We start from the raw sequence: 25,602 nt of genomic DNA, 5'->3' as shown, positions 1-25,602 counted from the left end.
CGAAGACAGGAGGTTTACCAGCACAATCATTCAATCCTTTATCTTTTCAACCTTGCTAGTGGCATTTTTCTGGTATCGGAAAACTGCAAAAACCAAAAACCAATAATATAAGGAAGTCGTTATGAGAGAACTTACGATTAATGAAGTGAACTTTATCGCAGCCGCTGGGGATTTCAGCTATGCGGAACTGGGCGGGGCCGTCGCGGCCGGCGCGGTTGGTGGCGCGATGACCGGCGCCATGGCTGGCGGTGTCGGTGCCGGCCCAGGCGCTGTTGCCGGTGCCGTTATCGGTGGTGCCGCCTATACCGCAGGCAAAATGGTGGAATCCATGTTGGGTGGCAATAAACAAACATCGACGAACAATCCTGCCGACAGTAACTAATACAGGAAGATTCGTGTTCATCATATGAAAAAGTCACTTATTGTATTGTTCGCCATTTTAATTGGGCTTGTTGCTGGCACGATTGCGGATTATTTCACCCTCAATCGCTTCTTGAAATACGCCCTTATCGCCGTTGCCGTTATCGGCACGCATAAATTGCTCAATAGCGATCGCGGGCAACGCTCGGCATGATAAACGTGGCTTATTTGAAAATTTAATGATTAAGGAGCAAATATGCGCAATCTTACCTCTGAAGAATGTTCAATCATTTCCGGTGCAGGAGATCGCAGCGGTACATTGACGGTTTCCGCGGAAACGGTCGGCGCAGCGATCGGCGGTGGCATCGGCTCTATCGGTGGCGTGGCGGGCGGCGTTGTCGGCACCATTGTCGGTGGTGCTGTCGGTAACTATGTCACCGGCGATCGTGCCCCCGGCTCTGTTGGCCCATCAGGCATTCCCTGGGGCGGGAGCAACGGCGGCGGTACCATGTGGGGGAACAACAACAATACCGATTCGAACTGATCGGGGCCCTGCAAGCCACACGGCTGACCTCCCCGGTTAACGTTGGCTTCAGCGCCTAAAGCGTCATTTCATGCCAGGGTTATCGTTATGATAACCCTTTTTGTCATGGGCCCACCACAGGGTGAGCAGCGCGGTTGGCGTAGCGAAAATGTCGAGATGAAGAAGCCAGGTGAAGCGAAGCTGACGTTACCCGAGTTGAATGACTCTATCCGCAGAGGCAATCGTCGATGGACGGTGCGCAATAATCACGCGGGTAATGTTCAGTTGTGAAATAGCGCGGTTAATATGTGTTTCATTATCGAGATCCAGGTGGCTGGTCGCTTCGTCCATAAACAGAATGCTGGGGCGACGATAGAGCGCACGGGCTATCAATAAACGCTGTTTCTGTCCGCCAGAAAGGCTTCCCCCCAATTCGCCGATCAATGTTTCGTAGCCCATCGGCATGTTTTGAATATCATCATGCATATTGCAACGCCGTGCGCACGCCTCGATACGTTTCAGATCCATTTCGGCGTCAAATCCTGAAATATTTTCAGCGATAGATCCCGCCAGCAGCTTGTCATCTTGCAGCACGCAAGCGATACATTGGCGATAATTATTAACGCCAATGTTGCTGATATCCATACCATCGACCAGCACGGCCCCTTCATCCGGCGACAGCAACCCACACATTAACTTCATCAATGTGGTTTTACCCACGCCGGAGGGGCCGACAATCGCCACGCTTTCTCCCGCGGCAATGCTGAGATTCAAATCCGTGATAATGGGTTTCGCCAAACGATCATACTGGTAGCGCAGATTCCGCACCTGAAGCTCTGCGGCGTTGCCTTTTGTGAAGAGCTGACGCGCGGGCATTTGCGGTTCCGGTGACGAAAGCACAATGTCCGCCACCCTTTCATTGTGCAAGCTTAACATTCGCAGCTGAAGCATCATGTCGATCAAGCTGCTGGCACGCTCCGAGAACTGCCCACGGTAGGCGTTAAACGCGATAAACATGCCGATCGTCATTTGATTGTCTATGACCAATGCCGCGCCGAGCCAAAGGATGATCACCTGATCGCAGGTGGCAATAAACGCCCCCAAACCGCCAAACATCATGTTTAACTTGGTCAGCTTGATACCCGCATTGATCGTTTCTACGTTTAGATTCAGCCAATACTGTGAACGGGTTTCAGATAACCCCAACGCCTTTAACGTACTGATGCTATATAACGTCTCCATGAAATGAGACCCGGCCCGCGCGCCCTTCACCAACTGCTCTTCCGACAGCTGCCGATAATGTTGATAAGTCGACAACCTGAGAATGACGTATATCGCCGTAAAGCCGAGCACCACCCAAACTAACCAGCCGCCATAGAGCAGCATCATGACAAATACCCCGACAGACATGATGCCATCAATAATGCTGCTGACGATGCTGGTAGTGAAAGTCGCTCTTATCGTATCCAATGAGCCGAAACGGGATTGAATATCACCCAACTTGCGCTTCTCAAAGAAGGAAAGCGGCAATTTCATCAGATGATCAAACACTCCCGCCTTCCATTGCACGTCTATCAACGCGCCCATGACGATAGAGATCCACGAGCGCAACATGGATACGCCGGTGCGGAATAAAATAAAGAACAGCAATCCTATACATATCAGCGCTAAAAGATCATGATCGCCGGCCAAAATCACATGGTCCATGACCAACTGCGTACCAACGGGCAACAGCAGATTAACCGCTTCAATCACGATCGACAGACAGAAGATCTTTAGCAAGGCTCCCTTAAGGCCGCGCACATTGCTCATCAGCTTACGAAAGCGCAATCTGCTTTGCTGTTTGATCGGCTGAAATTCACTGTCTGGCCATAGCTCAAGCGCTACGCCGGTAAAATGCCGCGACAGTTCATGCAACTCCAGCACTTTACGGCCAAAGGCAGGATCATGGATCACCGCCCGCCCTCGGCTGACACTGACAAGCACCACGAAATGCTTCATGTCCCAATGCAGAATACAGGGCATTTTCAACGCTTTAAGCTCATCGATATTCAGCGATAACGCTCTGGATTGCAGCTTGAGGGCGCTCGCGATGTCAATCAACGCGGAGAGCGTCGCCCCGCGTGAAGAAAAGCCGTAGCGGCTGCGCAGATTAAACAGATCGATTTGCAAACCATGGTAATGGCATACCATCGCTAAACTGGCCAGCCCGCATTCCGAGGCTTCAGTTTGCAGGATCTGCGGCACTTTGCGGCGCAGCGACAAATTGAGTTTGCCCTTTAGCGCGTCTAAATAAGATTCAGTCATTGATTGGCCCCATCAGGCTGTTTTTCATATCGTAGAAAGGTGAGAACATCCATTGATATAGAGGCCTTTCTTCCAGAAACAGCGTGGATTGAGCCCGCATGCCGTTAGTGAGCTGCAACGCTTTGCCCTGGTAACTGACATGCGTTTTATCCAGGGAAACGGTCACCTTGTAAAAAGATGCCGTTTGCGCGCTGGGTTGATGCACGGGAGAACTGCTGTAAGTTGACATTTCTTGAATGGAGGCCGGTACATAAGCGATGCTTTCTATTCTGCCGGGAAACTGACCGAACTTCTCATAAGGGAAAGCGTCATAGCGAATGTTAATGCCGTCCCCCGCTGAAACATAAGGCACACTGGTGTTCGGCAACCATAAAACTAGCTGATAAATCGCGCCGTTACGTGGAATAATCTGTACCAAGCTGTCACCGCTATTGACCATCTGACCCGGCGTAACGCTGAGAGACTCAATGCGGCCATCGCTTGGGGCGTTCACGATCAATGCGCCGCTGGCATCGGCTTCCGCTAACTGCCGTTGCAAATCATTGCGCTGAAACTGGTACTGCGAAATTTGGTTATCAAAATCTGCCGCGCGCGTAACGATGTCACTTTCCAAATTCGTAATTTGCAACGACTCCTGAATGTGTTGACTATGCAAGTTTTGGAACAGACTTTGTTGTTGATAAAATGAATAGGTTTGCCCGCTAAGCTGATCTTTGGTAATCAGACCGCGTTGCTGATATTCCTTATAGGAACGCATGTTGTCCTGAGCAAATGCCACCCCCTCTCGTGCATTATCCAACAGCTGTTTGGACTGCATATGCGCCAATTCATACTGTTTTTTTTGCGCGCGTAGATTTTCCAGCGTCATACGCTTGTTGTCTTGCAACTTAAGAATGATGCTGTCGACATGTTTTAACTGGTTTTCAAGCGCCAGGCGCGTATTGGCGCTCACTTTCCCGTTATCCGTCACTCGGCTGACATCAATCTGATAAAGACGCTGGCCTTTTTTAACCACATCCCCCACTTCGACGAAGCGTTCTGAGATAAAACCCTGTTGGGGCGCAAACACGTTGACTGAGCGGGGGAAGGTGGTGATTTCACCATAAACATTAATGCGGCGTGTATAATGACTGAATATAAGAAAAGAGAGGAAAACAAGAATAAATAAAAACGATAAAAGACCAAAGCACCAGGCAGGCAAGCCGTTTATCAATAAAGCCTTACCCGCCCATTTCGCCCGCTGATGATCCGTGGCTTCCTGTCGAAACAAATCACGCATGACATCCCTTTCCAGAAATAAAATTCAAGCCAGCCTTGGCTCGTAAAATGCGGAAGCATATCGAAAAACAGCAGCAGAGATTAAAACAGATCTGTTGTTTTTAATTAGCGATATCGTAAAGATAATTATTCTCATTATGATATCGGGCGTTCCGAATAAATGCAATGTTTTTTACGCACTTACCCAGCCACATAGCCGTATATCACTATGCATATCAATAAAAAACCAATAAAGAGCCTCCTAATCAAATAACTCTATTCATTCTATCTCTCGCCATATGTAATAGGCAGCGGCGTGACCGCCGGATCGAGCAGCAATGTGGATAAACGCATCAAATCGAAACGCCTCCATGTCCACGGAATAAGGTCTCGGGGAATGGCTCCCTCTGAGTCACCTCCTAGCTTAGGGCAGTTGGCAGTTTGAGCAAAAACAAGTGATTAGACGTGAGCCGCCTCGCCGACCTGCTGTATCAGAAAGGTCAGCAGCGCGCGCGTTTTGGCCGGCAGATAGCGGCGACCGGGGTAAACGGCATACAGCTGCAGCGGCGCCGGCGGCAGTGCCAGCGGCACCTCAACCAAACGGCCATCGGCCAGAAACGGCCGGCAGCCGAGCTCGGAGAGCATGGCGAACCCCACGCCGGCCAAGGCCGCCTTCAGCGCCATCTCCCCGCTATTGACGCGATAGCGCGCATTGACCGGGACGGTAACGAAGGTTCCGTCCGGGCGGACGAACTGCCACGGCATGCCCTTCAGCGCATCCACCGTGCTGATGCAGGGCAATTGCGTGAATTGTTCAATCTCCGACAACGGCGACCACTGCGCCAGCAACGCCGGAGCGGCCACCACGATGCAGGGGAAAGACGCCAGCGGCTGCGCGACATAGTCGCTGTCGTCCAGCATGCCCCGGCTGATCATCACCGCCAGATCGACATCGTCGAGCAGCGACGTCATACCCGCCAGGTTAGTCACGCAGCTGATTTCGATCTGCGGATGCTGCAGGGCGAACGCCGCCAGCGGCTCGCCCAACAGGTATGGCCCCACTTCATTGGGCACGCACAGGCGCAGCGGCCCACGCAGCTGTTGCTGCCGTTCGCTGAGGGTTTGCGCGGTGTGTTCCAGCGACGCCAGCAGCGGCTGGGTGCGTTCATGCAACAGTTGGCCGTTCGGCGTCAGCCGCATCGAGCGAGTGCTGCGTTCGAGCAATCGCTGCTCGAGCTGGCGCTCCAGCTGAGAGATATAGCGGCTGACGTTGGAGGTCGGCATCGCCAGCGCCCGCGCCGCCCCGACGAAGCTGCCTTGCTCCACCACCGCCACGAAGATGCGTAACAGGTTTAAATCCAATTTATCGCGCATGATTATCCCTGATTTGATAACAAACCATGCCATTTCTACCATCTAATCCCGATCAACGCCAAGCGCTACACTGCCGGCCTGACTCTGCAACCGATAGATGCTTATGACACCCACGAGAAAGCTGACGGCGATAGCGCTGGTCATCGCCTTTATTCAGTTCACCAACGCACTGGAATACATGGTATTCAACCCGATATTCCTCTACATGGCCGCCGACTTTTCCGTGCCCGTCAGTTACGCCGGCTATGTCAGCGCGGCCTATACGCTGGCGGCGGTGATTTCCGGCATCGGCGCATTTTTCTGGATCGGCGGCGTTGAGAAGCAGCGCTTTCTGATGCTCAATGTCACGCTACTGGGCGTGACCACCTTATTGATCGCCACAACCCAGCAGTTTTACTGGCTGTTAGCGCTGCGGCTGCTGGCCGGGCTGTTGGGCGGCACCACGATGGGCGTCGGGATCGGCTTGCTGCTCAACGCCGCGCCGGCCGCGCTGCACGGCAGAATGCTGGCGACGGTGATCGCGTCTTTTTCGCTGGTGAGCATTGTCGGCATGCCGGGCATGCTGTACCTGTGCGAAGTGGCAAGCTGGCACGTTGCGCTGGCGGCTATCGGCGGGCTGTGTCTGCTGGCGGCGGTGTTGGTGGCGCTGTTCGTTCCCAGGGATGCGCCGCAGCCACAGGCTGCCGCGCCCGTCACGCTCGATCGCCGGTTGTTGCTGTTCGCCGCCGCCGCCGGCCTGACGCAGTTCAGCCCAATGCTGCTGATCCCGGTGCTGGCGCCGCTGCTCACCCAGCGGTTACAGGTGGTAGACGCGCATTTGTCCTGGCTATTTTTCATCGGCGGCGTGGCCGGTTATCTGGCGACCGTGCTGGCAGGCCGCTGGCTGCAACGCTTTGGTGCCGTGACGCTGACGGTGGGCGCCACGCTGTTGCTGCTGGGCAGCCTGTGGCTGGTGGCGCGCGGTGGCGATCGCGGTGAACTGTTCATGGTCGCGTTTCTCGCGGCGGCCTATGCGCGGCTGGTGGCGATCTCTTCCCTGAGCATGCGCTGGCCGGACAATCGGCAACGCGCCGCCTTCGGCGTACTGCAAACCGCCCTGATACACCTGAGCGCCACGGTGGCCTTCTTGCTCTCCTCCACGCTGCTGAGCGGCGGCCTCACCCCGCTCAGTTTGCAACGTCTGTTATGGCTGTGCGCGCTGAGTGCCGTCGCCGTCGCACCGCTCAGCGTTTGGCTGCAGGCGCGGCTGTGTCAGCGCGACGCCTCATAAACCACCTTACCATTCACATAGGTGCGATAAATGTTGCGATCGTCTCCCAGGGTCATCAGCACGAACCCTTGCTCCGCAGACGTGGCGCTGTTGGCGTAGCGCAACTGCTGCAGCGGCGTGACCGCCGGATCGAGCACCACGAAATCCGCCTCTTTGCCGACGTTGAAGTTGCCGATTTTGTCGTCCAGCGACAGCGCGCGGGCACCGCCCAGGGTGGCATGATAGAACGCTTCTACGGCGGCGAGCCGGTAATGCTGCAGTTGGCCGACCTTGTACGCCTCACCCAGCGTGCGTAGCATATTGAAGGTGGTGCCGGCCCCTACGTCGGTGCCGATACCGAGCTTCACCCGCTTGCGCCAGGCCTGCTGCAGGTCAAACAGCCCGCTGCCGAGAAACAGGTTGGAGGTGGGGCAAAAGGCGATTGCCGAGCGGGTCTCGCACAGGCAGTCCCACTCCTGCTCCTCCAGGTGCAGGCAGTGGGCGAACACGCTTTTACCGCCGGTCATGCCGTAGCGATGGTAAACGTCCAGATAGCTTTGGTTCTGCGGGAACAGCGATTTTACCCAGGCCACTTCCTGCGGATTCTCGCTCAGGTGCGTCTGCAGCCAAACGTCGGGGAATTCTTCGCGCAGCCGCTGCACCTGCGCCAGCAACGCCGGCGTACTGGTGGGCGCAAAGCGCGGCGTAATGGCGTAACCGAGGCGGCCTTTGCCGTGCCAGCGTTCGATCAGTTCACGCGTTTGGCGGTAACTCTGCTCCGGCGTTTCCAGCAGCGCCTCCGGCGCATGGCGATCCATCATCACCTTACCGGCGATCAGGCGCATGTTCAGCGCTGCCGCCTGGCTGAACAGCGTATCGACCGACTGCGGATGCACGGTGCCGAACACCAGCGCGGTGGTGGTGCCGTTGCTCAACAACTCCCGCAGAAAGAAGGCCGACATCGCATCGGCGTGCTGCTCGCAGCCGTAACGGCTTTCGGTCGGGAAGGTGTAATTGTTTAACCAGTCCAGCAGTTGATCGCCATAGGCGCCAATCATTTCGGTTTGCGGATAGTGGATATGGGTATCGATAAACCCCGGTACGATCGGTTTGTCGCGATACTCCGTGACCGCGAAGCCCGGTGGCAGCAGCGCCTCGCCCTGCTGCCAGCTGCCGAACCAGACGATGACGCCGTCGTTCAGCAGCAGCAAACCGTCGGGAACATGCCGCAGGCGTTCCTCGAGCTGTTGCGGCGCCTCCACACAGGCGGCGATATCAAAAAAATTGCCACGAATAGCCGTGGTGAATTGCAGTGCCATTATTTTCTTCCTTGTGACGGCCGGCCAAGCCCACCCGCGTAATAACTTGCGATGATGAAACAAGGCCTTTTTTACCCAAACATAAAGACCGGATTAAGCATAGCAAGCCGTGTGCCAACAGGCGGTCATAAAATATATTTTTATTTAAAAACAGATTGATACTAATTCAACCAAAGAAAACCAACCGATGAAAAAGAATAAAACGCGTGGCGGTCTTCAACGGCAGACGAATAGCAACCGTTTGCTTGCCGAAATAACACCGCGCCGCTGCACCTTTATTGGGCAAGCGGATAATTTCGCGGCCGTGACGTTTATTCCAACACGATGCAAAGCGGTCTGGCCCATTCCGCAGGCCACCCGACAAACTTGAAACGATAACCATTCTCAATTATCATCCGCGCATCTTTTTGACCAGCAATGCGAAAACCATGTCCGCCACCGCTTCCGCCCCGCACACCGCGCTGTCGCGCCTTTACGCCACCCATCATGCCTGGTTGCAGGGATGGTTGCGCAGGCGGCTGGGCTGCGCGTTCGACGCGGACGATGTGGTGCAGGACACCTTCATGCGCCTGCTGAAAAGCGACGCCGCGGCGACCCTGCGCGAGCCGAAAGATTTTCTGGTCACCGTCGCCAAGCGGGTGATGGTCGATCTGTTCCGCCGCAGAACGCTGGAACGCGCCTATCTGGAGATGCTGGTGCTGATCCCGGAAGGCTACGCCCCGTCGCCGGAGCAGCGCCAGAGCCTGCTGGAAAGCCTGCAGCAGATCGACGCCATGCTCGATGGCCTGGGGCCGAAGGTAAAACAGGCCTTTCTGTTGTCGCAGCTCGACGGTCTGGGCTATGCGGACATCGCCGCGCGCCTCGGCGTGTCGGTCAGTTCGGTTAAAAAATACATGGCCAAAGCCACCGAGCATTGCCTGCTGTTCAGCCTCGAAAACGACATTTATTCATGAGCAACGCCATCACCCCCGAGCAGCGCCAGGCGCTGAAAATGGCCGCACACTGGTATGCCCTGCTGTGCGATGAGCACGTCACCGAACGCCAGCGCCAACAATGGCAAGCCTGGCACCAGCAGCATGACGATCACCGCTGGGCCTGGCAGCGCGTCGAAGCGCTGCAGAGTCAGTTGCAGGGCGTGCCGGGCAAGTTCAGCTACCGTGCGCTCGATCGCGCCGACCGCCAGTCGGCGATCGATCGCCGCACCCTGCTGAAGAGTCTGCTGTTGCTGCTCGGCGTGGGCGGCGGCGGATTCTTCTACCAGTCGCCGCTCGGCCGGGAGCTGCGCGCCGACTACCGCACCGCTACCGGCGAAATCAAACCCATTGTGTTAAGCGACGGCACCCAGCTGGTGTTGAACACCGCCAGCGCGGTAGACGTGCATTACGACGATCGCCAACGGTTGATCCGCTTGCACGCCGGAGAAATCAGCCTGGTGACCGGACGCGATCCCCGGCCGCTGTGGGTACAAAGCCCGCAGGGGGCGATGCGCGCGCTCGGCACCCGTTTTTTGGTGCGCGAGAGCGACGGCGAAACTCGCCTGGCGGTGCTGGAACACGCGGTCGAGGCGCAGCTGGCGCAAGACGCGCAACAAAAGCGCCGGGTGAACGCCGGAGAACAGATCAGCTTCAGCACCACGGCCTTCAGCGACAAACAACCGGCCACGACGGAGGACGGCTGGCTGCGCGGCGTGTTGAGCGTCAGCCAGTGGCGGCTGGACCGGGTGATCGCCGAACTGGCGCGCTACCGGCGCGGCCACCTGAGCTGCGATCCGGCCGTCGCCGGCCTGCGCGTCAGCGGCAGTTTCCCGCTCAACGATACCGATCGCGCCCTCGCCCTGCTCAGCCAGACCCTGCCGGTGCGCCTGCAGAGCTTTACCCGCTATTGGCTGCAAATCGTCCCTGCCTGAATCTTTTTAAATAAAAATGATAAAAAATCGCATTCTTGATTGTCCCTTTTGCTTCGCTCATCCGACTCCCAGGAAAACACTGCAGCAATAAATAAAAAATGATTCAGGAGAAGGTATGAACAACGCTTGGGGAAAGGTCGCTCCGGCTTCGCTTTGGGGAAAACGGGCCACGCCGCTGGCCGTGGCCATTGGCTTGGTCTTCGCTGCACCGCAGATGGCGAGCGCCGCCAGCGCCGCTGCCGCCTATCACATTCCGGCCGGTGAGCTGGACGGCGCGCTGAACGCGTTCGCCGCGCGCGCCGGCATCGCGCTCTCGGTGGACGGCACGCTGACCGCCGGTAAACGTTCGCCGGGCCTGAGCGGCAGCTACGGCGTCGATGACGGCCTGAACGCCCTGCTGGCGGGCAGCGGCCTGCAGGCTAAAGCGCTCGGCAACAACGGTTACACGCTGGCCAAACTGCCGCAGCCACAGAAGGAAGAGGACATCACCGTGGTCGGCGACTGGTTGGCGGAAGGCCGCCAGATCGACGTGTTCGAACATCCCGGTGCACGCGACGTAGTACGCCGAGAAGACTTCGTCAAAACCGGCACCACCACCGTGCGCGAAGCGTTGAACCGAGTGCCGGGCGTAGTGGCGCCGGAGAACAACGGCACCGGCAGCCATGACATGGCGCTGAACTTCGGCATTCGCGGCCTCAATCCGCGCCTCGCCAGCCGCTCCACCGTGCTGATGGACGGCATCCCAGTGCCCTTCGCCCCTTACGGCCAGCCGCAGCTGTCGCTGGCGCCGATCTCGCTCGGCAATATGGACGCGATTGACGTGGTGCGCGGCGGCGGTGCGGTGCGCTACGGGCCGCAGAGCGTCGGCGGCGTGGTTAACTTCGTCACCCGCGCCATCCCGAAAACCTTCGGCATGGAGGCCGGCATGCAGGGGCAGCTCAGCCCGACCTCGCGCCAGGATCACCCGAAAGGCACCGGCAACCTGATGATCGGCGGCACCGCCGACAACGGCTTCGGCGCGGCGCTGCTCTACTCCGGCACCCGCGGCAGCGACTGGCGCGAGCACAGCGCGACCAAGATTGACGACGTGATGCTGAAAAGCCGCTACGCCCCGAACGAGGTGCACACCTTCAACAGCCTGCTGCAATACTACGAAGGCGAAGCGGACATGCCGGGCGGCCTGAGCCGGGCGGACTACAACGCCAACCCATTCCAGTCGACGCGCCCGTTCGACAAGTTCTGGGGCCGCCGCCAGTTGGCCAACTTCGGCTATCAGTATCAGCCGGATCAACAGCATAAGTTCGACGTGCAGAGCTTCTACACCTATACCCTGCGCAGCGGCTATCTGGATCAGGGTAAAAACCTGACGCTGTCGCCGCGCGAATACTGGGTACGCGGCGTGGAACCGCGCTACAGCCAGAGTTTCCGCTGGGGCGATTCGGCGCATGAGGTCGGCGTCGGCTACCGCTACGTCAGCGAATCCACCCACGAGCTACGCTACACCAGCAAGGCCAGCACCGGCAGGCTGCCGTCCACCGCCAGCCCGTACGATCGCGACACCCAGTCCGGCACCGAGGCGCACGCCTTCTATATCGACGATCGCATCGACATCGGCGACTGGACTATCACGCCGGGCATGCGCTACGAGTACATCAAGTCGTATCAGAACAACTACATCAAGAACAACCGCCTCGACGTTAGCTATAACGCGCCGCTGCCGGCGTTGAACGTGATGTATCACCTGAACGAATACTGGAACCTGTACGCCAACACCGAAGGCTCCTTCGGCACCGTGCAATACAGCCAGATGGGCAAAGCGGTCGACAGCGGCAAGATTGAACCGGAGAAGGCGCGCACCTGGGAGCTGGGCACCCGCTACGCCGGCGATGCGCTGACCGGCGAGATCGGGCTGTTCCTGATCAACTTCAACAACCAGTACGACTCCAACCAGGTGACCGACAGCGTGACCGCGCGCGGCAAAACCCGCCACGCCGGGCTGGAAGGCAGCCTGCGTTACGATCTGTCGCAGCTGACGCCGAAACTGGACGACCTGACCGCCTACGCCAGCTACGCCTACGTCAACGCCACCATCCGCGAAGACGGCGGCTACAAGGGCAACCAGGTGCCGTTCTCGCCGAAGCATAAAGGCACGCTGGGGCTGGACTACACGCCGGGCAACTGGGCGTTTAATCTTAACGGCGAGTTCCAGTCCAGCCAGTTCGCCGACAACGCCAACACCGTGGCGGAAAGCGCCGACGGCAGCACCGGCCGCATTCCCGGCTATATGCTGTGGGGCGTGCGCGCCGCCTATGATTTCGGCCCGGAAATGGCCGGTCTGAATCTGGGCGTCGGGGTGAAAAACCTGTTCAACCACGAGTATTTCACCCGCGCCTATGACGACAACAACAAAGGTCTGTACATCGGCCAGCCGCGCACGATCTATCTGCAAGGTTCGGTGAAGTTCTGATCTTCAGCGGCGGGTGCGGTTAACCGTGCCCGCCGCCTTTCCCATCAACGTGACGATGTCACATAAAACCGCTCCTCCGCGCCGCCGCAACGGCGAAAAATAAGTCGCTTCTGACGCCAATACGCGTAGTATCGACGATCCGCCCCGATTTATGGGCGCGGATTTTTTGCCGTTCTGGCCTGAAAATCGAGGGAATAAGATGAATCATAATGACCTTTCTCAGTGCCGCGTGGACACCGACCGTTTGTTGATTGCCCCCTTTACCGCAGCAGACGCCGACGATGTTTACCAGGCGATCACCCCCACTCTGACGCGCTTTATGACCTTTGAGCCGGAAGCGTCACCGGAAGATTTCGCCAACGTCTGGCAAGGCTGGCTGCCGCTGATGCGCGAAGGCGAAGAAGTGATCTTCGTCGCCCGCCGGCGCGAAGACCGAGAGTTCGTCGGCGTCGGCGGCGCACACAACCTGCGCAGCCACACCCCGGAGCTGGGCATCTGGGTCAAAGAGAGCCTGCATGGCCAGGGTTACGGCCGCGAAATCGTTGAGAGCATCGCGCGTTGGGTCAGCGAACGCTTTCAGCCGCAGCACCTTATCTACCCGGTGGCCGAACAGAATACCGCCAGCCGCCGCCTCGTCGAGTCGCTGGGCGGCGTGCTGGCCGGCCGTTGCGAACGCGTCAAGTATGACGCCGTAGTGTACCACTTACCGCCTCAGCGCTAATCAGCATCGGGCCGCCGGCCCGGTGTGACCTTTTTTGCTTTCCGCCGTGATAACCGCTGCCACTGCCTGCGGGTTTGTGCTAATGATAGAGGCATGTAGGGTAAAAACAGTTGAGGAACAGCAACATGATTATTTTTGTTACCGGCGCCACCTCCGGTTTCGGCGAAGCCATTGCGCGCCGTTTTATCCGTGAAGGCCACCAGGTGATCGCCGCCGGGCGCCGCCTTGAGCGTCTCGAAGAGCTGCAGGACGAATTAGGGCAAGCGCTGCACATCGTGCGGCTCGACGTGCGCAACCGCGCCGCCATTCAACAGGCGATCGAAGCACTGCCGGCCGAGCTGCGTCAGATCGACGTGCTGGTGAACAACGCTGGGCTGGCGCTGGGGCTGGAGCCGGCGCACAAGGCCAACGCCGATGACTGGGAAACCATGATTGACACCAACGCCAAAGGGCTGGTGAACATGACGCGCGCGCTGCTGCCGGCCATGGTCGAACGCAACGTCGGCCATGTGATCAACATCGGCTCCACCGCCGCCAACTGGCCTTACGCCGGCGGCAACGTGTACGGCGCCACCAAGGCGTTCGTCAAACAGTTCAGCCTGGGCCTGCGTGCCGATCTGCACGGCACGCGCATCCGCGTGACCGATATCGAGCCGGGCCTGGTGGGCGGCACCGAGTTTTCCAACGTGCGCTTCAAGGGCGATGACGGCAAGGTCAATAAAACCTACGAAGGCGCCGATGCGCTGACGCCGGAAGACATCGCCGAGTCGGTGTTCTGGGTCGCCACGTTGCCGGCGCGCGTCAACATCAACACGCTGGAAATGATGCCGGTCAGCCAGTCCTTCGCCGGGCTGAACATCCACCGCGGCGCCTGATCCCTGGCGGCGGGAGGCGACTCCCGCCCTGTTTCCTCAGGCCGCGCGCCAGCCGGAAACGATGATCAGCATGCCCACCAGCGCCACCCCGGCGCCCACCCAGTCCAGCGCAGACAGCTTCACCCCATCCACCACCCGCAGCCACAGCAGCGCCGTCGCCACATACACGCCGCCATAGGCCGCGTAGACTCGCCCGCTGGCCGCCGGATGCAGTGTCAACAGCCAGACAAACAGCATCAGGCTTAATGCCGCCGGCAGCAGCAGCCAGGCGCTGCCCTGCTTCTTGAGCCACAGGTAAGGCAGGAAACAGCCGATAATTTCGGCGAGCGCAGTGGCGAAAAACAACAGCGTGGTTTTTAACATCGGTCGCAGTTTTCTCTCGATAAAGTAAACGAATCGGCGCTTGGCTGGTGAATTCCAGGAACGCAGTGGTATATTTGTCACCACGCCTGCGGGCGAGGTAACGCCAGTGCCGCCATCATCAGGCGCACTCACTCATAAGGATGAAACGATGAAAACATTTTCGACCCAACGACTGCTGCGCGGGATGCTGCCGGTCGCCATGCTGGCCGTTATGGGCGCCTGGCAGGCGCCGGCGCTGGCCGCCACCTGCACTCAGGGCAGCACCTGCGTCACCGTCGATGGCAAAGGCAGCGGCGCGATGAGCACCGAAGAAGCGCGCCAGAGCAAAGAGCAGTGGAATGATACCAAAACCCTGCGCCACAAGGTTAACACTCGCGTCGAGAAAGAGTTCGACAAGGCCGATCGCGCCGCGGATGACGAAGACCGTTGCAACGACAGCAACAACGTCAACGCCTACTGGGAACCGGACACCCGTAAATGCCTGGATCGCCAGACCGGCCGTCGGATTAATCCTTAATCCGCCTGCGGCGGGCGGGCAAGCGTGAAACCCGGTCGCCGTTGCTGCTATCCTGTTACAGGAAGTCCATTGTCTAAAAGGATGACGTGATGAAAAAAACGCTGATATTAACCGCTGTGTTGCTGGCCGGCGCCCCGCTGGCGGCACTGGCCTCCTGCGAAAGCGTGAAAGCGGACATTTCGCAAAAAATCGTCAATAACGGCGTACCGGAGTCCGGCTTCAAACTGGAGATCGTGCCCAACGATCAGGCCGATCAAGCGGGTGGCCAGGTGGTCGGCCACTGCGAAAACGACACCCAGAAGATCGTCTATACCCGCCTGAACAACGGCGACGATCGCGGTGACGCGGCGCAGACCGGCTCCAGCCAGGATACCTCCAACACGCAGTAAGCCACACCGGCTATCCCGGGCGCTCTGCAGCAGCGCCCTTTCCTTCTCCCTTACGCCTGCTCCGCCTCTTCTTCTTCGCCCTGCGGCCGACAACGCGCCGGGATCAGCATCGCCGCCGCCAGCGCCAGCAACGACACCAACGCCGACACCAGAAATACCCAATGCAGCGAAGCCGCCACCTGCTGGGTCAAGTGCGCCAGCGCCTCGCTCCCCATGCTCTGGCGCACCGCCGGTTCCATCAGACGCTGCACCGGATCGTCAATCTCCGGCAAACGCCACTGCAGGTTGAGATTCAGCGTCGCGCCCAGAATAGCGGTGCCGATGGCCGAGCCCACCATGCGGGTAAACACCGTACAGGCGGTGGCGATGCCGCGAATGCTGTAATGCGCCGCGTTCTGCACCGAAACCAGAAACGTGGTGTTGCACAACCCCATACCGGCGCCGACCATAAACGCCGCCACCCGGCCCCACAGCAGGCCGCCCGCCGGCTGCAACAGCAGCAATATCAGGCCGCCCGCCACCAACAGCAGCGCCCCCAGCAGCGCCGTGGCGCGATACGAGGTCATCAGCATCAAACGGCCGCTCAGCGTGCTGGCCAGCGGCCAACCGATCGACATCAGGGCCAGCGTGGTGCCCGCCTCCAGCGGCGAGCCGCCCATCACGCCCTGAATGAAGGTGGGCAGGAAAGCGCTGATGCCCATCATCGCCGCACCGATCACCAGCCCGCCGATGTTGCCGGCGACGATCACCCGGCTTTGCCACAGCGCCAGCGGGAACAACGGTTCGACCGCACGCCGCTCCTGGCGGACAAGCAGCGCCAGCGACGCCGCCGCCAGCGCAAACAGCGGCGCCACCCACCATCCCAGACTTTCCATCTGCAACAGCGCCAATAGCAGCGCCGAAACGAACAGCGTCAGCCAGGCGGTGCCCGCCAGATCCAGCGCGTGCCGCCGCAGCTGCTGATGTGCCGGCAGATAGCGCCAGAGGAAGAACATCGCCAGCAAGCCGATCGGCAGGTTAACCCAGAACACCAGCGCCCACGGCAGATGCTGGACGATAAACGCCCCCAACAGTGGGCCGATGATCGCCGACACGCCCCATACGCTCGACAGGTAGCCCATCACCTTCGGCCGCTCGGTGGCGCTGTAGATGTCGCCGATGATGGTGGACGCGATCGGCATGATGGCGCCGGCGCCCAACCCCTGCAACAGACGAAAGCCGATCAGCCAATACATGTCGGGGGCGAAGCCGCACAGCACCGATCCCAGCAGGAACAGCGTGGCGCCGAAGAAGAACACCCGCTTGCGGCCGTAGAGATCCGCCAGCCGCCCGTAGATGGGGATGGTGATCGCCTGCGCCAGCAAATAGACCGCGAATACCCACCCCAGCAGCGAGAAGCCGCCGAGGTCACCGATAATGGTGGGCATGGCGGTGGCGACGATGGTGGCTTCGATCGCCGACATGAACATCGCCAGCATACAGGCGATCAGAATCAGCGGCCGGTGGGCGATGGGTGCGGGTGAAACGTTATTTGTCATGGCGTTATGCAGCTTTCCTGGCGTTTTTATTTTCTCTGAGTATATCAGCAAGCGCCTGCGCCGAGTCTATCCGCCCTCACATCCTGTCTTTGCCGGCGGCGAATCGCACCATTTGGACTCATTGTTACGGCGTAACGTTATGCGGCGGATTTTTTTCACTTTCCATGCATCCCAGCGCTGACGCGGGCTGAGGCGCAGATCGGCGTAAACTCAATCACCTGATTTTGTTCATAAAACTTGGCACGACCAACGACAGGGTGCTATACCTTCCCTAGCCGACGCCTTTGGGCTTCGTGCTTTCTCGGGTTTAAATATCAGTATCTTATGCTGATTAACTCACGTATTGAGCCTACGTTCAGCACGCTGTGCCGAACGCACCCTTCGCTCAATGTCGCTAACCTCATGCGAAACGCCCGTTTTGTACCGCCACGCCCGCCGGGCCGTGGGTAACAATCAGAGCGGAATGCGCCGTCTCGTCGGCCGCTCCGCGCAACGGAGGACGCAACATCATGCACAAGTCAGCGCCATACCGGCGCCTGCTCCTCGGGAGCCTGCTGTTTATCGCCGTCATCGCGCTGCTGGTTTACGGCATCGGTTGGGACACCCTCAAGTCGCGCCGGGAAGATTTGATCTACCTCGGCCAGCAACACATGTTCCTGGTGGCCTGCTCCATGCTGCTGTCGCTGCTGGTCGGCATTCCCAGCGGCATCCTGCTGAGCCGCCCCTTTGCCCGCCGCTGGGCGGAACACGTGATGCAGATCTTCAACGTCGGCAACACCCTGCCGCCGCTGGCGGTGCTGGCGCTGGCGATGGTAATCATCGGCATCGGCGATCGGCCGGCGGTAGTGGCACTGTTCCTCGCCTCGCTGCTGCCCATCGTGCGCAATACCTATGCCGGCCTGCGTTCGGTGCCGCCGGCGCTGGTCGAGGCCGCCAACGGTATTGGCATGACCGCCGGGCAGCGACTGCGGCAGGTTGAACTCCCTAACGCGCTACCGGTGATCTTCGCCGGGGTGCGCATCGCGATGGCGATTAACGTCGGCACCGCGCCGCTGGCGTTTTTGATCGGTGCCAGCAGCTACGGCGAGCTGATCTTCCCCGGCATCTACCTGAACGACTTCCCGACGCTGATCCTCGGCGCCGCCGCCACCGCGCTGATCGCCCTGCTGCTCGATCTGGCGCTGGCCGGTCTCGGCCGCCGGCTCAGCCCGCACACCGCATCCTGATGGGAGAAACGCGATGACTCGATGGTTACAACGACTCCGCCACGCGCTGCTGCTCTCCTTGCTGATGACCGGCGCGGCCGCCTGGGCCGCCCCGCTGACGCTGGCGAGCAAGAACTTTACCGAACAGCGCATTCTGTCGGCAATCACCGTGCAATACCTGCGGGCCAAAGGTTTTCAGGTCGAACCCAAGACCAATCTGGCCACGGTGATCACCCGCAACGCGATGATCAACAAACAGATCGACATGACCTGGGAATACACCGGCACCTCGCTGATCATCTTTAACCACATCAATAAGCGCATGTCGCCGCAGGAAACCTACGACACGGTGAAAAAGCTCGACGCCAAACTCGGGCTGGTTTGGCTGCAGCCGGCGGACATGAACAACACCTACGCCTTCGCCATGCAGCGACAGCGCGCGGAAAAAGAGCAGATCCGAACGATGTCGCAGCTGGTGGCCAAAGTGGAGCAGGTGCGTAAAACCGACCCTAAACACAACTGGCTGCTGGGGCTGGATCTGGAGTTCGCCGGCCGCTCGGACGGCCTGAAGCCGATGCAGGCCCTGTACGACATGCCGCTCGATCGCCCGCAAATCCGCCAGATGGACCCCGGCCTGGTCTACAACGCCATTCGCGACGGCTTCGTCGACGCCGGGCTGGTGTACACCACCGACGGTCGGGTGAAAGGGTTCGATCTGCAGGTGCTGGAAGACGACAAAGGCTATTTCCCGAGTTATGCGGTCACGCCGGTGGTGCGCGCCGACGTGTTGCAAAACACGCCGGGGCTGGAAGCGGCGCTGAACACGCTGTCGAAACAGTTCAATAACCAGGTCATCACCGAGCTTAACGCCAAGGTAGATATCGACTACCAGACGCCGCAACAGGTCGCCGACGCGTTCCTCAAGCAGCGCGGCCTGATTTAGGAGACATGATGAATACCTTACTTTACGCCTGGCAAAACTGGGCCTATATCGCCGGATTGACGCTGGAACACCTGCTGCTGGTCGGCGTCGCCGTCGGCCTGGCGATCCTGATCGGCGTGCCGCTCGGCGTGCTGATTGTCCGCCACAAATGGTTGGCGACGCCGGTGCTGAGCCTGGCCACGCTGGTGCTGACCGTGCCCTCCATCGCCCTGTTCGGGCTGATGATCCCGCTGTTTTCCTTAATCGGCCACGGCATTGGCTACGTACCGGCGATCACCGCGGTGTTCCTCTACTCGCTGCTGCCGATCGTGCGCAATACCCACACCGCGCTCGACAACCTGCCCGGCGGGCTGCGCGAAGCCGGCCGCGGCATCGGCATGACGTTCTGGCAACGCCTGCGCTGGGTAGAGATCCCGGTGGCACTGCCGGTGATTTTCGGCGGCATTCGCACCGCCGTGGTGATGAATATCGGCGTGATGGCGATAGCCGCAGTGATCGGCGCCGGCGGCCTTGGCCTGCTGCTGCTCAACGGCATCAGCAGCAGCGACATCCGCCAGTTGATTACCGGCGCCGTGATGATCAGCCTGCTGGCGATCGTCCTCGATTGGTTATTGCACCGCTTGCAAATTGCGCTAACGCCCAAGGGGATCCGTTCATGATTAAATTGGAAAATCTGACCAAACAGTTCATGCAGAAGAACGGCACACCGTTCAACGCCGTCGACAACATCAATCTGGACGTGCCGGAAGGCGAAATCTGCGTGCTGCTCGGCCCTTCCGGCTGCGGCAAAACCACCACGCTGAAGATGATCAACCGCCTGATCGAACCCACCGGCGGCACCATTCTGATCAACGGCGAGGACACCAGCGCGCTGGATACGGTCAGCCTGCGCCGCAAAATCGGCTACGTCATCCAGCAGATCGGTCTGTTCCCCAACATGACCATCGAGGAGAACATCACCGTAGTGCCGCGCATGCTGGGTTGGGACAAAAAACGCTGCCACGATCGCGCCGAGGAGCTGATGAGCATGGTGGCGCTGGATCCCAAGCGCTTTTTGCACCGCTACCCGAAAGAGATGTCCGGCGGGCAGCAACAGCGCATCGGCGTGATCCGCGCGCTGGCCGCCGATCCGCCGGTGCTGCTGATGGATGAGCCCTTCGGCGCGGTAGACCCGATCAACCGCGAAACCATCCAGAACGAGTTTCTCGACATGCAGCGCCAGCTGAAAAAGACCGTGATGCTGGTCAGCCACGACATCGACGAAGCGCTGAAGCTCGGCGATCGCATCGCGGTGTTCCGTCAGGGCAAAATCGTGCAGAACGCCAGCGCCGATGAGCTGCTGGCGCGCCCGGCGAACGACTTCGTCGCGTCCTTTGTCGGCCAGGATCGCACGCTGAAGCGCCTGCTGTTGGTGCAGGCCGGCGACGTGGCCGATCAACAGGAAACGGTGACGGTGCGCCGGGAGACGCCGCTAGTGGAGGCGTTCGGTCTGATGGACGATATCGACGCCCGCTCGGTGACAGTGGTGGATGCCGACGGCAAACCGTTGGGATACGTCAAACGCCGTGAGGCACGCGGCGCGCCCGGGGTCTGCGCCGACAGCCTGCACCGTTTCCGCGTCACCGCCCGTGCGGAGGAGAACCTGCGCGTGGTGCTGTCGAAACTGTACGAGCACAACACCTCCTGGATGCCGATCGTCGATGAAGACGGCCGCTACAGCGGCGAAATCTCGCAGGATTATATCGCCGACTACCTCAGCTCCGGCCGCACGCGCCGGGTGTTGACGCCGCAATAACCCCCGCCGGGGCGCTCGCCGCCCCGCCTATGCCGCAGTTTGCTAAAGATTCACTGGTCATCGGCCGGAGCGCCAAGCACAATGCGCTGATGACCCTTTGATTTTTCTCACGACGCCGCCCACGCATGAAAAGATTGGTCCACCTGCACCACTATCGCGCCCTGCTGCGCAGCCTGCTTATCGCCGTGTTTATCGGCGTCGCCGCCGCCCTGGCGGTGTGGCTGTTCCACCGTTCGATGATTGGCCTCGAGTGGCTGCTGCTCGGCAATGCCGACGGCAGCCTGGTGGCCGCCGCCGCCGCGCTGCCCGGCTGGCGACGCGCGCTGACGCCCGCGCTGGGCGGTCTGGCGGCGGGCCTACTGCTGTATATTCACCAGCGCTACCGCCACCAGCGTCCGGCGGCGCCCACCGACTATATGGAAGCGATTGAGACCGGCAACGGCAAGCTGGATACCGGCGCCAGTCTGGTGAAGTGTCTGGCGTCGCTGCTGGTGGTGTCGAGCGGCAGCGCCATCGGCCGCGAAGGCGCGATGATCCTGCTGGCGGCGCTGGTGGGCTCGTTGTTTGCCCAGCGCTTTACGCACGAGAAAGAATGGAAACTGTGGGTGGCCTGCGCTGCCGCCGCCGGGATGGCCAGCGCCTATCATGCGCCGCTGGCGGGCAGCCTGTTTATCGCCGAGATCCTGTTCGGCACCCTGATGCTGGCCTCGCTCGGCCCGGTGGTGATCGCCGCAGTGAGCGCCCTGCTGATGACCAACCTGCTCAACGGCGGCCAGGCGCCGCTCTACCTGGTGACGCCGCTATCCGCCCCTCTGCCGACACAATACCTGCTGATGGCGCTGGTCGGCGTGGTGGCCGGCGCCGGCGGGCCGCTGTTTTTATGGCTGATGACCGCCACCGGCCGCGCGTTCCGATCGCTGCGGTTGAAGCCGCCGTTGCAGCTGGCGTTGGGCGGCCTGATCGTCGGGCTGCTTTCGCTGCTGTTCCCACAGGTGTGGGGCAACGGTTACAGCGTGGTACAGGCGCTGCTGATTGCGCCACCGGGGGTGTTGCTGCTGGGGGCGATCCTGGTATGTAAACTGTTGGCAATCCTTGCCAGCAGCGGGTCGGGCGCACCCGGCGGGGTCTTCACCCCGACGCTGTTCGTCGGCGCCGCGCTCGGCTCGATCATCGGTCAGCTGTTTGGCCTGTGGCCGGGCATGGATGCGGCGGTGCCGCTGCTGCTGGCGCTGACCGGCATGGCTACCCTGCTGGCCGCCACCACCCATGCGCCGATCATGGCGGCGCTGATGGTGTTTGAAATGACCGGCGAATACGCGCTGCTGCCCGGCATTCTGCTGGCCTGCGTGATCGCCACCACCGTGTCGCGCGGCCTGCGACCGGTGTCGGTGTACCACACGGCGCCGCCGCCCAAACGCGAGGCTTAGAACTCACCCTGCTGCAATATTTTCCTGAACTGCGGGCACTGCAGGTGCTCGGGTTCAGGACAATCGACCATGTGCCGCAGCCCGTCGCGCACCTGCATCAGGCGCTGGATATGGCGATCAAGCTCATCCGCCCGCGCCGCCAGCAGCCCGCGATCGATCGCGATTTGGCCCCGTTCGTCAAACAAGGCACTCATCTCATCCAACGTAAAGCCGGCCAGGCGCGCGAGCGCAATCAGCCGCAGTTGATCGAGCACCCCGGCGGCGTATTGACGGCGCAAACCGTGGCGGCCTATCGACGCAATCAGCCCCTTTTTCTCGTAATGCCGCAGCGCAGAAGGCGCGACTCCGCTCAGGCGCGCCACCGCGCCGATATCCAGTTCTTTTGCCATTGACTTGAAGCCGACTTTAAGTTGCACACTGTGCGCACATTATCACGTCACTGAGTTAAGGACACCCGTATGACCCCCGATATGTTAGTGCGCATCCTGTTAACCGGCGCCGGCGCCACCCTCTGCATGGATTTGTGGGCGTTGCTGCTGAAGCGGCGCTTCGGCATCCCTTCCCTCGATTACGCGCTGGTGGGCCGCTGGTTTCTCGGCATGTTCGACGGCCGCTGGTTTCACGCCACCATCGTCACGGCGCCGCCGCGCCGGGGTGAGAGAAAAATCGGCTGGATACTGCACTACGCCATCGGCTTGGCGTTCGCCTTTATCCCGCTCGGTTTGGCGGGCATCGAGTGGTATGCGGCGCCGGAACCGCGCATCGCGCTGTTGAGCGGCTGGCTGAGCCTGGCGGCGCCGTTTCTGGTGATGCAGCCCGCGCTGGGCTTTGGCGTGGCGGCGGCGAAAACCGCCAATCCGCGCAGAGCGCGGCTCCTCAGCCTGCTCACCCACACGGTGTATGGGCTGGGCCTGTTGATCGCCGCCCGATTGTTGGCGACGTTCTGTGCCTGAATGGGCTACAGCAACGTGGAAATATCGAGGTAGTGCGCCAGTTCGCGCTGCTCCGCGCGCGGCAGATACGGAATTTCACCCAGCAGCGGCGCGGAAATGCGCTGCTGCAGCGCCGTGATGGTTTCGGCGTAGTGCGCCAACCCCGGATTGATGCGGTTGGCCACCCAGCCCAGCAGCGGCAGGCCGTCGTTGATGATCGACTGCGCGGTCAGCAGCGCGTGGCTGACGCAGCCCAGCTTGATGCCCACCACCAGCACCACCGGCAGTTGCTCCTGCACCACCCATTCGGCGTACGGCCGCAGATCGTTCATCAGCACGCGCCAGCCGCCGCTGCCCTCCACCACCACCGTATCGGCTTTGGCGGACAGATCCCGCAGGCCGCTGCTCATCAGGCCATAGTTGATATCCTCGGTCGCATGCGCGTGAAACACCTCATCCAGACAAGTGATGGGGTTGATCTCCTCGTAGGACAGCGGCAAGGTTGAAGATGCCTGCAACACCAAAGCGTCTTTATTGCGGATGCCCTCGCTGGTTTCCTGGCAGCGCGCGGCGATCGGCTTGTAGCCGGCCACTGAACGGCCTTCGGCGGCCAGAGCCTGCATCAACCCGCGGGAAACCACGGTTTTACCGACGTCGGTATCCGTGCCTGTCACAAATAAACGCTTCAACATGAATAAAATGCCCCAGAATGCCCCGTTAACAATGTGTCGCCGCATCGGCGGCGAAGAAGTCTTTCGGAAAAATTCTAGGGGATGCTGCCACGTAGGGGCTTGAGGTAGCTCAATCTTTTGCGGGATTAATAAGAAGTTCTGATGTTAGCCTTGCAGCAATTGCACCAGCAGCGAACCGTTGTACAGCGCCTCTTTCACCAGCGCGGCGCCGGGCATGGTGCCCTTATTGAAGAACTGCGTGGATTCGACCTTGACCTGCTCGCTGTAGGCCGGCAGCGCCTGCTGGCGAATGCAGGACGCGATGGCCGGGTGCAGGATCTCCGCCGCGCGGTTGAGCGGCGAGCCCACCAGGATCTTCTCCGGATTGAACAGGTTGACCATGATCGCCAGAATGCGCCCCACGCTGTGGCCGACGCCGAGAATGATGTCCCGCGCCAGCTGATCGCCCGCCAGCGCGGCGTCGCACAGCGATTCAACGGTCAGCGGCGCGCCGTGCAGGCTGGAGCTCATCGAACCGTTCAGCCGCTGCTGGGCGATCTCCAGGATGTTCTCGATGCTGGCTACGGTTTCAAGGCAGCCGTGGTTGCCGCAATAGCAGCGTTTGCCGTACGGATCGACCTGGGTGTGGCCGATCTCCACCACGCTGTGGCTGCCGGCGTGCAGCACGTGGCCGCCGGTGATCACCCCGGCGCCGACGTTGTGGTCGATCACCACCTGAATCACGTTCTGGCTGCCGCGCGAGGCGCCATACAGCGCCTCGGCCATGGTCCAGGCGCTGATATCATGCTGCAAGTAAACCGGCAGGCCGGTGCGGGTTTCCAGCGCCGGGCCGAGCGGCATCTCCAGCACGTCGTAAAACGGCATGCGGTGCACCACGCCGGACTGCACGTCGATCATGCCCGGCAGCGTGATGGCGATCGCCGTCAGCCGCTCCAGCTTGCTTTGGTGGCGGATAAAGAATTGGTCGACTTCGGTCAGGATGCGTTTCAGCAGCGGTTCAGGGTGTTCGGCCGCCAGCGGCAGCAACTCTTCCACCACCAGTTTGCTGCTGAGATCGCGCAGCGCCAGCGTGATGCTGCCGCGGCTGATACGGGCGGAAAGGTAATGCCAAGCCTCGGTGTCCAGCACCAGCCCCACCGCCGGGCGGCCCCGGCTGCCGATTTCCTGGTACTCGGTTTCCTTGACCAGATGGGCTTCCAGCAGTTCGCGCACGATCTTGGTGATGCTGGCGGGCGCCAGCTGTGCGCGTTTTGACAGTTCGATACGCGAAATCGGGCCCAGTTGATCGATTAGCCGATAAACCGCCCCCGCATTGGTCTGCTTGATTTGATCGATATGCCCAGGCTGCCCAACCGCAATCACAAACCGGCTCCTACTATTTTTCGCGCTTCTAAATAAAGACTAGGGGTTATGGTGGGGCTTTTGTCATACAGCGTCAACTAT

General features: G+C 60.1%; 27 protein-coding genes. 18 read left to right on the top strand and 9 right to left on the bottom strand.

Annotated elements, in window-relative coordinates:
• Positions 1-121 precede the first annotated feature (121 nt).
• The 3 genes from ACMGGW_RS10250 to ACMGGW_RS10240 are packed head-to-tail and all read left to right on the top strand — an operon-like array spanning position 122 to position 904.
• Positions 122-382 (top strand): hypothetical protein, encoded by a 261-nt coding sequence (locus ACMGGW_RS10250; RefSeq protein WP_016927848.1) that lies wholly within the window; start codon positions 122-124, stop codon positions 380-382.
• 24 nt (positions 383-406) lie between these two features.
• Positions 407-574: a hypothetical protein gene (locus ACMGGW_RS10245; RefSeq protein WP_016927849.1), complete on the top strand. Its 168-nt coding sequence runs from the start codon at positions 407-409 to the stop codon at positions 572-574.
• Positions 575-616: 42 nt separating this feature from the next.
• Entirely contained in the window at positions 617-904 is a 288-nt protein-coding gene (locus tag ACMGGW_RS10240; protein WP_025302730.1) for a hypothetical protein, read from the top strand.
• A gap of 186 nt (positions 905-1,090) precedes the next feature.
• On the opposite strand, the gene ACMGGW_RS10235 is transcribed toward ACMGGW_RS10240, so the two are convergent.
• From ACMGGW_RS10235 to ACMGGW_RS10225, 3 genes are all read right to left on the bottom strand, one after another.
• Positions 1,091-3,190, bottom strand: coding sequence for a peptidase domain-containing ABC transporter (locus ACMGGW_RS10235; protein WP_016927850.1), 2,100 nt, complete (start codon positions 3,188-3,190; stop codon positions 1,091-1,093).
• Positions 3,183-4,469 carry an HlyD family secretion protein gene (locus ACMGGW_RS10230; RefSeq protein ID WP_049295529.1) on the bottom strand — a complete coding sequence of 429 codons (1,287 nt, stop codon included), beginning with the start codon at positions 4,467-4,469 and terminating at the stop codon, positions 3,183-3,185. The genes ACMGGW_RS10235 and ACMGGW_RS10230 overlap by 8 nt, the downstream gene beginning before the upstream one ends.
• Positions 4,470-4,906: 437 nt before the next feature.
• Complete coding sequence (locus tag ACMGGW_RS10225; RefSeq protein ID WP_025302729.1) at positions 4,907-5,821, bottom strand: LysR family transcriptional regulator; 915 nt, start codon at positions 5,819-5,821, stop codon at positions 4,907-4,909.
• A 103-nt stretch (positions 5,822-5,924) separates the two neighbouring features.
• On the opposite strand from ACMGGW_RS10225, the gene ACMGGW_RS10220 reads away from it, so the two are divergent.
• Positions 5,925-7,091 carry an MFS transporter gene (locus ACMGGW_RS10220; RefSeq protein WP_197831968.1) on the top strand — a complete coding sequence of 389 codons (1,167 nt, stop codon included), beginning with the start codon at positions 5,925-5,927 and terminating at the stop codon, positions 7,089-7,091.
• Here ACMGGW_RS10220 and guaD read toward each other — a convergent pair.
• Complete coding sequence (gene guaD / locus ACMGGW_RS10215; protein ID WP_197831967.1) at positions 7,073-8,389, bottom strand: guanine deaminase; 1,317 nt, start codon at positions 8,387-8,389, stop codon at positions 7,073-7,075. The two genes, ACMGGW_RS10220 and guaD, sit on opposite strands and share 19 nt — an antisense overlap.
• A 187-nt stretch (positions 8,390-8,576) precedes the next feature.
• Here guaD and ACMGGW_RS10210 point away from each other — a divergent pair, with 187 nt between their 5' ends.
• The 6 genes from ACMGGW_RS10210 to ydfG all read left to right on the top strand — a co-directional run bounded on the left by ACMGGW_RS10210 (position 8,577) and on the right by ydfG (position 14,358).
• A complete protein-coding gene (locus ACMGGW_RS10210) occupies positions 8,577-8,759 on the top strand; it encodes a hypothetical protein (RefSeq protein WP_127146125.1) in 183 nt (60 codons plus the stop codon).
• Between the two features lie 58 nt (positions 8,760-8,817).
• On the top strand, positions 8,818-9,342 hold the full coding sequence (fecI, locus tag ACMGGW_RS10205; protein ID WP_197831966.1) for a ferric citrate uptake sigma factor FecI: 525 nt from the start codon (positions 8,818-8,820) through the stop codon (positions 9,340-9,342).
• Positions 9,339-10,295, top strand: coding sequence for a ferric citrate uptake sigma factor regulator FecR (gene fecR / locus ACMGGW_RS10200; RefSeq protein WP_060447217.1), 957 nt, complete (start codon positions 9,339-9,341; stop codon positions 10,293-10,295). The genes fecI and fecR overlap by 4 nt, the downstream gene beginning before the upstream one ends.
• 115 nt (positions 10,296-10,410) lie before the next feature.
• Positions 10,411-12,762, top strand: a complete 2,352-nt coding sequence (gene fecA, locus ACMGGW_RS10195; protein ID WP_197831965.1) for a TonB-dependent Fe(3+) dicitrate receptor FecA — start codon at positions 10,411-10,413, stop codon at positions 12,760-12,762.
• Positions 12,763-12,961: 199 nt separating this feature from the next.
• Positions 12,962-13,483: a GNAT family N-acetyltransferase gene (locus ACMGGW_RS10190; protein WP_025302723.1), complete on the top strand. Its 522-nt coding sequence runs from the start codon at positions 12,962-12,964 to the stop codon at positions 13,481-13,483.
• 125 nt (positions 13,484-13,608) lie between these two features.
• Complete coding sequence (ydfG, locus tag ACMGGW_RS10185) at positions 13,609-14,358, top strand: bifunctional NADP-dependent 3-hydroxy acid dehydrogenase/3-hydroxypropionate dehydrogenase YdfG (RefSeq protein ID WP_025302722.1); 750 nt, start codon at positions 13,609-13,611, stop codon at positions 14,356-14,358.
• 36 nt (positions 14,359-14,394) lie between these two features.
• On the opposite strand, the gene ACMGGW_RS10180 is transcribed toward ydfG, so the two are convergent.
• Complete coding sequence (locus ACMGGW_RS10180; protein ID WP_025302721.1) at positions 14,395-14,721, bottom strand: YnfA family protein; 327 nt, start codon at positions 14,719-14,721, stop codon at positions 14,395-14,397.
• Between the two features lie 148 nt (positions 14,722-14,869).
• On the opposite strand from ACMGGW_RS10180, the gene ACMGGW_RS10175 reads away from it, so the two are divergent.
• Positions 14,870-15,238, top strand: a complete 369-nt coding sequence (locus ACMGGW_RS10175; RefSeq protein ID WP_019455910.1) for a DUF1283 family protein — start codon at positions 14,870-14,872, stop codon at positions 15,236-15,238.
• 89 nt (positions 15,239-15,327) lie between these two features.
• On the top strand, positions 15,328-15,627 hold the full coding sequence (locus ACMGGW_RS10170; RefSeq protein ID WP_060447219.1) for a DUF1161 domain-containing protein: 300 nt from the start codon (positions 15,328-15,330) through the stop codon (positions 15,625-15,627).
• Positions 15,628-15,677: 50 nt separating this feature from the next.
• On the opposite strand, the gene ACMGGW_RS10165 is transcribed toward ACMGGW_RS10170, so the two are convergent.
• Positions 15,678-17,165 (bottom strand): MFS transporter, encoded by a 1,488-nt coding sequence (locus ACMGGW_RS10165; RefSeq protein ID WP_197831964.1) that lies wholly within the window; start codon positions 17,163-17,165, stop codon positions 15,678-15,680.
• 509 nt (positions 17,166-17,674) lie between these two features.
• Here ACMGGW_RS10165 and ACMGGW_RS10160 point away from each other — a divergent pair.
• From ACMGGW_RS10160 to clcB, 5 genes are all read left to right on the top strand, one after another.
• Positions 17,675-18,391, top strand: a complete 717-nt coding sequence (locus tag ACMGGW_RS10160; RefSeq protein WP_043143261.1) for an ABC transporter permease — start codon at positions 17,675-17,677, stop codon at positions 18,389-18,391.
• 64 nt (positions 18,392-18,455) lie between these two features.
• The gene (locus ACMGGW_RS10155; protein ID WP_173888958.1) at positions 18,456-19,313 is read left to right on the top strand and encodes a glycine betaine ABC transporter substrate-binding protein; all 858 of its coding nucleotides are present in this window, start codon (positions 18,456-18,458) and stop codon (positions 19,311-19,313) included.
• An 8-nt stretch (positions 19,314-19,321) separates the two neighbouring features.
• Positions 19,322-19,972: an osmoprotectant ABC transporter permease OsmW gene (gene osmW, locus ACMGGW_RS10150; RefSeq protein ID WP_015377782.1), complete on the top strand. Its 651-nt coding sequence runs from the start codon at positions 19,322-19,324 to the stop codon at positions 19,970-19,972.
• Positions 19,969-21,108, top strand: coding sequence for an osmoprotectant ABC transporter ATP-binding protein OsmV (gene osmV / locus ACMGGW_RS10145; protein ID WP_016927861.1), 1,140 nt, complete (start codon positions 19,969-19,971; stop codon positions 21,106-21,108). Before osmW ends, osmV begins: the two co-directional genes overlap by 4 nt.
• A gap of 125 nt (positions 21,109-21,233) precedes the next feature.
• Complete coding sequence (gene clcB, locus ACMGGW_RS10140; RefSeq protein WP_025302717.1) at positions 21,234-22,535, top strand: voltage-gated ClC-type chloride channel ClcB; 1,302 nt, start codon at positions 21,234-21,236, stop codon at positions 22,533-22,535.
• Here clcB and ACMGGW_RS10135 read toward each other — a convergent pair.
• Positions 22,532-22,924: a helix-turn-helix domain-containing protein gene (locus tag ACMGGW_RS10135; RefSeq protein ID WP_043143268.1), complete on the bottom strand. Its 393-nt coding sequence runs from the start codon at positions 22,922-22,924 to the stop codon at positions 22,532-22,534. The genes clcB and ACMGGW_RS10135 overlap by 4 nt on opposite strands.
• Before the next feature lie 69 nt (positions 22,925-22,993).
• On the opposite strand from ACMGGW_RS10135, the gene ACMGGW_RS10130 reads away from it, so the two are divergent.
• Positions 22,994-23,488 (top strand): DUF2938 family protein, encoded by a 495-nt coding sequence (locus ACMGGW_RS10130; protein ID WP_141997966.1) that lies wholly within the window; start codon positions 22,994-22,996, stop codon positions 23,486-23,488.
• A 5-nt stretch (positions 23,489-23,493) separates the two neighbouring features.
• Here the strand turns inward: ACMGGW_RS10130 and bioD are convergent, their stop codons facing one another.
• Positions 23,494-24,159 carry a dethiobiotin synthase gene (gene bioD, locus ACMGGW_RS10125; RefSeq protein ID WP_025302714.1) on the bottom strand — a complete coding sequence of 222 codons (666 nt, stop codon included), beginning with the start codon at positions 24,157-24,159 and terminating at the stop codon, positions 23,494-23,496.
• Between the two features lie 144 nt (positions 24,160-24,303).
• The gene (gene mlc / locus ACMGGW_RS10120) at positions 24,304-25,521 is read right to left on the bottom strand and encodes an ROK family transcriptional regulator (protein WP_197831963.1); all 1,218 of its coding nucleotides are present in this window, start codon (positions 25,519-25,521) and stop codon (positions 24,304-24,306) included.
• Between the last annotated feature and the right edge of the window lie 81 nt (positions 25,522-25,602).

It is taken from the genome of Serratia sp. BNK-4 (assembly GCF_048685115.1).
Lineage (GTDB): Bacteria > Pseudomonadota > Gammaproteobacteria > Enterobacterales > Enterobacteriaceae > Serratia > Serratia bockelmannii.
The sequence above is the reverse complement of the archived record's forward strand: the minus strand, read 5'-3'. Positions and strand labels throughout refer to the sequence as shown.

Bases quoted from the DNA above. Each gene is read 5' to 3' on its own strand.
- ACMGGW_RS10210 (WP_127146125.1), top strand. From the start codon at position 8,577: ATGAAAAAGAATAAAACGCGTGGCGGTCTTCAACGGCAGACGAATAGC.
- bioD (WP_025302714.1), bottom strand. From the start codon at position 24,159: ATGTTGAAGCGTTTATTTGTGACAGGCACGGATACCGACGTCGGTAAA.
- osmV (WP_016927861.1), top strand. From the start codon at position 19,969: ATGATTAAATTGGAAAATCTGACCAAACAGTTCATGCAGAAGAACGGC.
- ACMGGW_RS10175 (WP_019455910.1), top strand. From the start codon at position 14,870: ATGAAAACATTTTCGACCCAACGACTGCTGCGCGGGATGCTGCCGGTC.
- ACMGGW_RS10245 (WP_016927849.1), top strand. From the start codon at position 407: ATGAAAAAGTCACTTATTGTATTGTTCGCCATTTTAATTGGGCTTGTT.
- ACMGGW_RS10180 (WP_025302721.1), bottom strand. From the start codon at position 14,721: ATGTTAAAAACCACGCTGTTGTTTTTCGCCACTGCGCTCGCCGAAATT.
- ACMGGW_RS10250 (WP_016927848.1), top strand. From the start codon at position 122: ATGAGAGAACTTACGATTAATGAAGTGAACTTTATCGCAGCCGCTGGG.
- ACMGGW_RS10160 (WP_043143261.1), top strand. From the start codon at position 17,675: ATGCACAAGTCAGCGCCATACCGGCGCCTGCTCCTCGGGAGCCTGCTG.
- fecA (WP_197831965.1), top strand. From the start codon at position 10,411: ATGAACAACGCTTGGGGAAAGGTCGCTCCGGCTTCGCTTTGGGGAAAA.
- fecI (WP_197831966.1), top strand. From the start codon at position 8,818: ATGTCCGCCACCGCTTCCGCCCCGCACACCGCGCTGTCGCGCCTTTAC.
- ACMGGW_RS10135 (WP_043143268.1), bottom strand. From the start codon at position 22,924: ATGGCAAAAGAACTGGATATCGGCGCGGTGGCGCGCCTGAGCGGAGTC.
- clcB (WP_025302717.1), top strand. From the start codon at position 21,234: ATGAAAAGATTGGTCCACCTGCACCACTATCGCGCCCTGCTGCGCAGC.
- ACMGGW_RS10130 (WP_141997966.1), top strand. From the start codon at position 22,994: ATGACCCCCGATATGTTAGTGCGCATCCTGTTAACCGGCGCCGGCGCC.
- ACMGGW_RS10170 (WP_060447219.1), top strand. From the start codon at position 15,328: ATGAAAAAAACGCTGATATTAACCGCTGTGTTGCTGGCCGGCGCCCCG.
- ACMGGW_RS10165 (WP_197831964.1), bottom strand. From the start codon at position 17,165: ATGACAAATAACGTTTCACCCGCACCCATCGCCCACCGGCCGCTGATT.
- ACMGGW_RS10230 (WP_049295529.1), bottom strand. From the start codon at position 4,469: ATGCGTGATTTGTTTCGACAGGAAGCCACGGATCATCAGCGGGCGAAA.
- guaD (WP_197831967.1), bottom strand. From the start codon at position 8,389: ATGGCACTGCAATTCACCACGGCTATTCGTGGCAATTTTTTTGATATC.
- ACMGGW_RS10190 (WP_025302723.1), top strand. From the start codon at position 12,962: ATGAATCATAATGACCTTTCTCAGTGCCGCGTGGACACCGACCGTTTG.
- fecR (WP_060447217.1), top strand. From the start codon at position 9,339: ATGAGCAACGCCATCACCCCCGAGCAGCGCCAGGCGCTGAAAATGGCC.
- ydfG (WP_025302722.1), top strand. From the start codon at position 13,609: ATGATTATTTTTGTTACCGGCGCCACCTCCGGTTTCGGCGAAGCCATT.
- ACMGGW_RS10220 (WP_197831968.1), top strand. From the start codon at position 5,925: ATGACACCCACGAGAAAGCTGACGGCGATAGCGCTGGTCATCGCCTTT.
- ACMGGW_RS10225 (WP_025302729.1), bottom strand. From the start codon at position 5,821: ATGCGCGATAAATTGGATTTAAACCTGTTACGCATCTTCGTGGCGGTG.
- osmW (WP_015377782.1), top strand. From the start codon at position 19,322: ATGAATACCTTACTTTACGCCTGGCAAAACTGGGCCTATATCGCCGGA.
- ACMGGW_RS10235 (WP_016927850.1), bottom strand. From the start codon at position 3,190: ATGACTGAATCTTATTTAGACGCGCTAAAGGGCAAACTCAATTTGTCG.
- ACMGGW_RS10240 (WP_025302730.1), top strand. From the start codon at position 617: ATGCGCAATCTTACCTCTGAAGAATGTTCAATCATTTCCGGTGCAGGA.
- ACMGGW_RS10155 (WP_173888958.1), top strand. From the start codon at position 18,456: ATGACCGGCGCGGCCGCCTGGGCCGCCCCGCTGACGCTGGCGAGCAAG.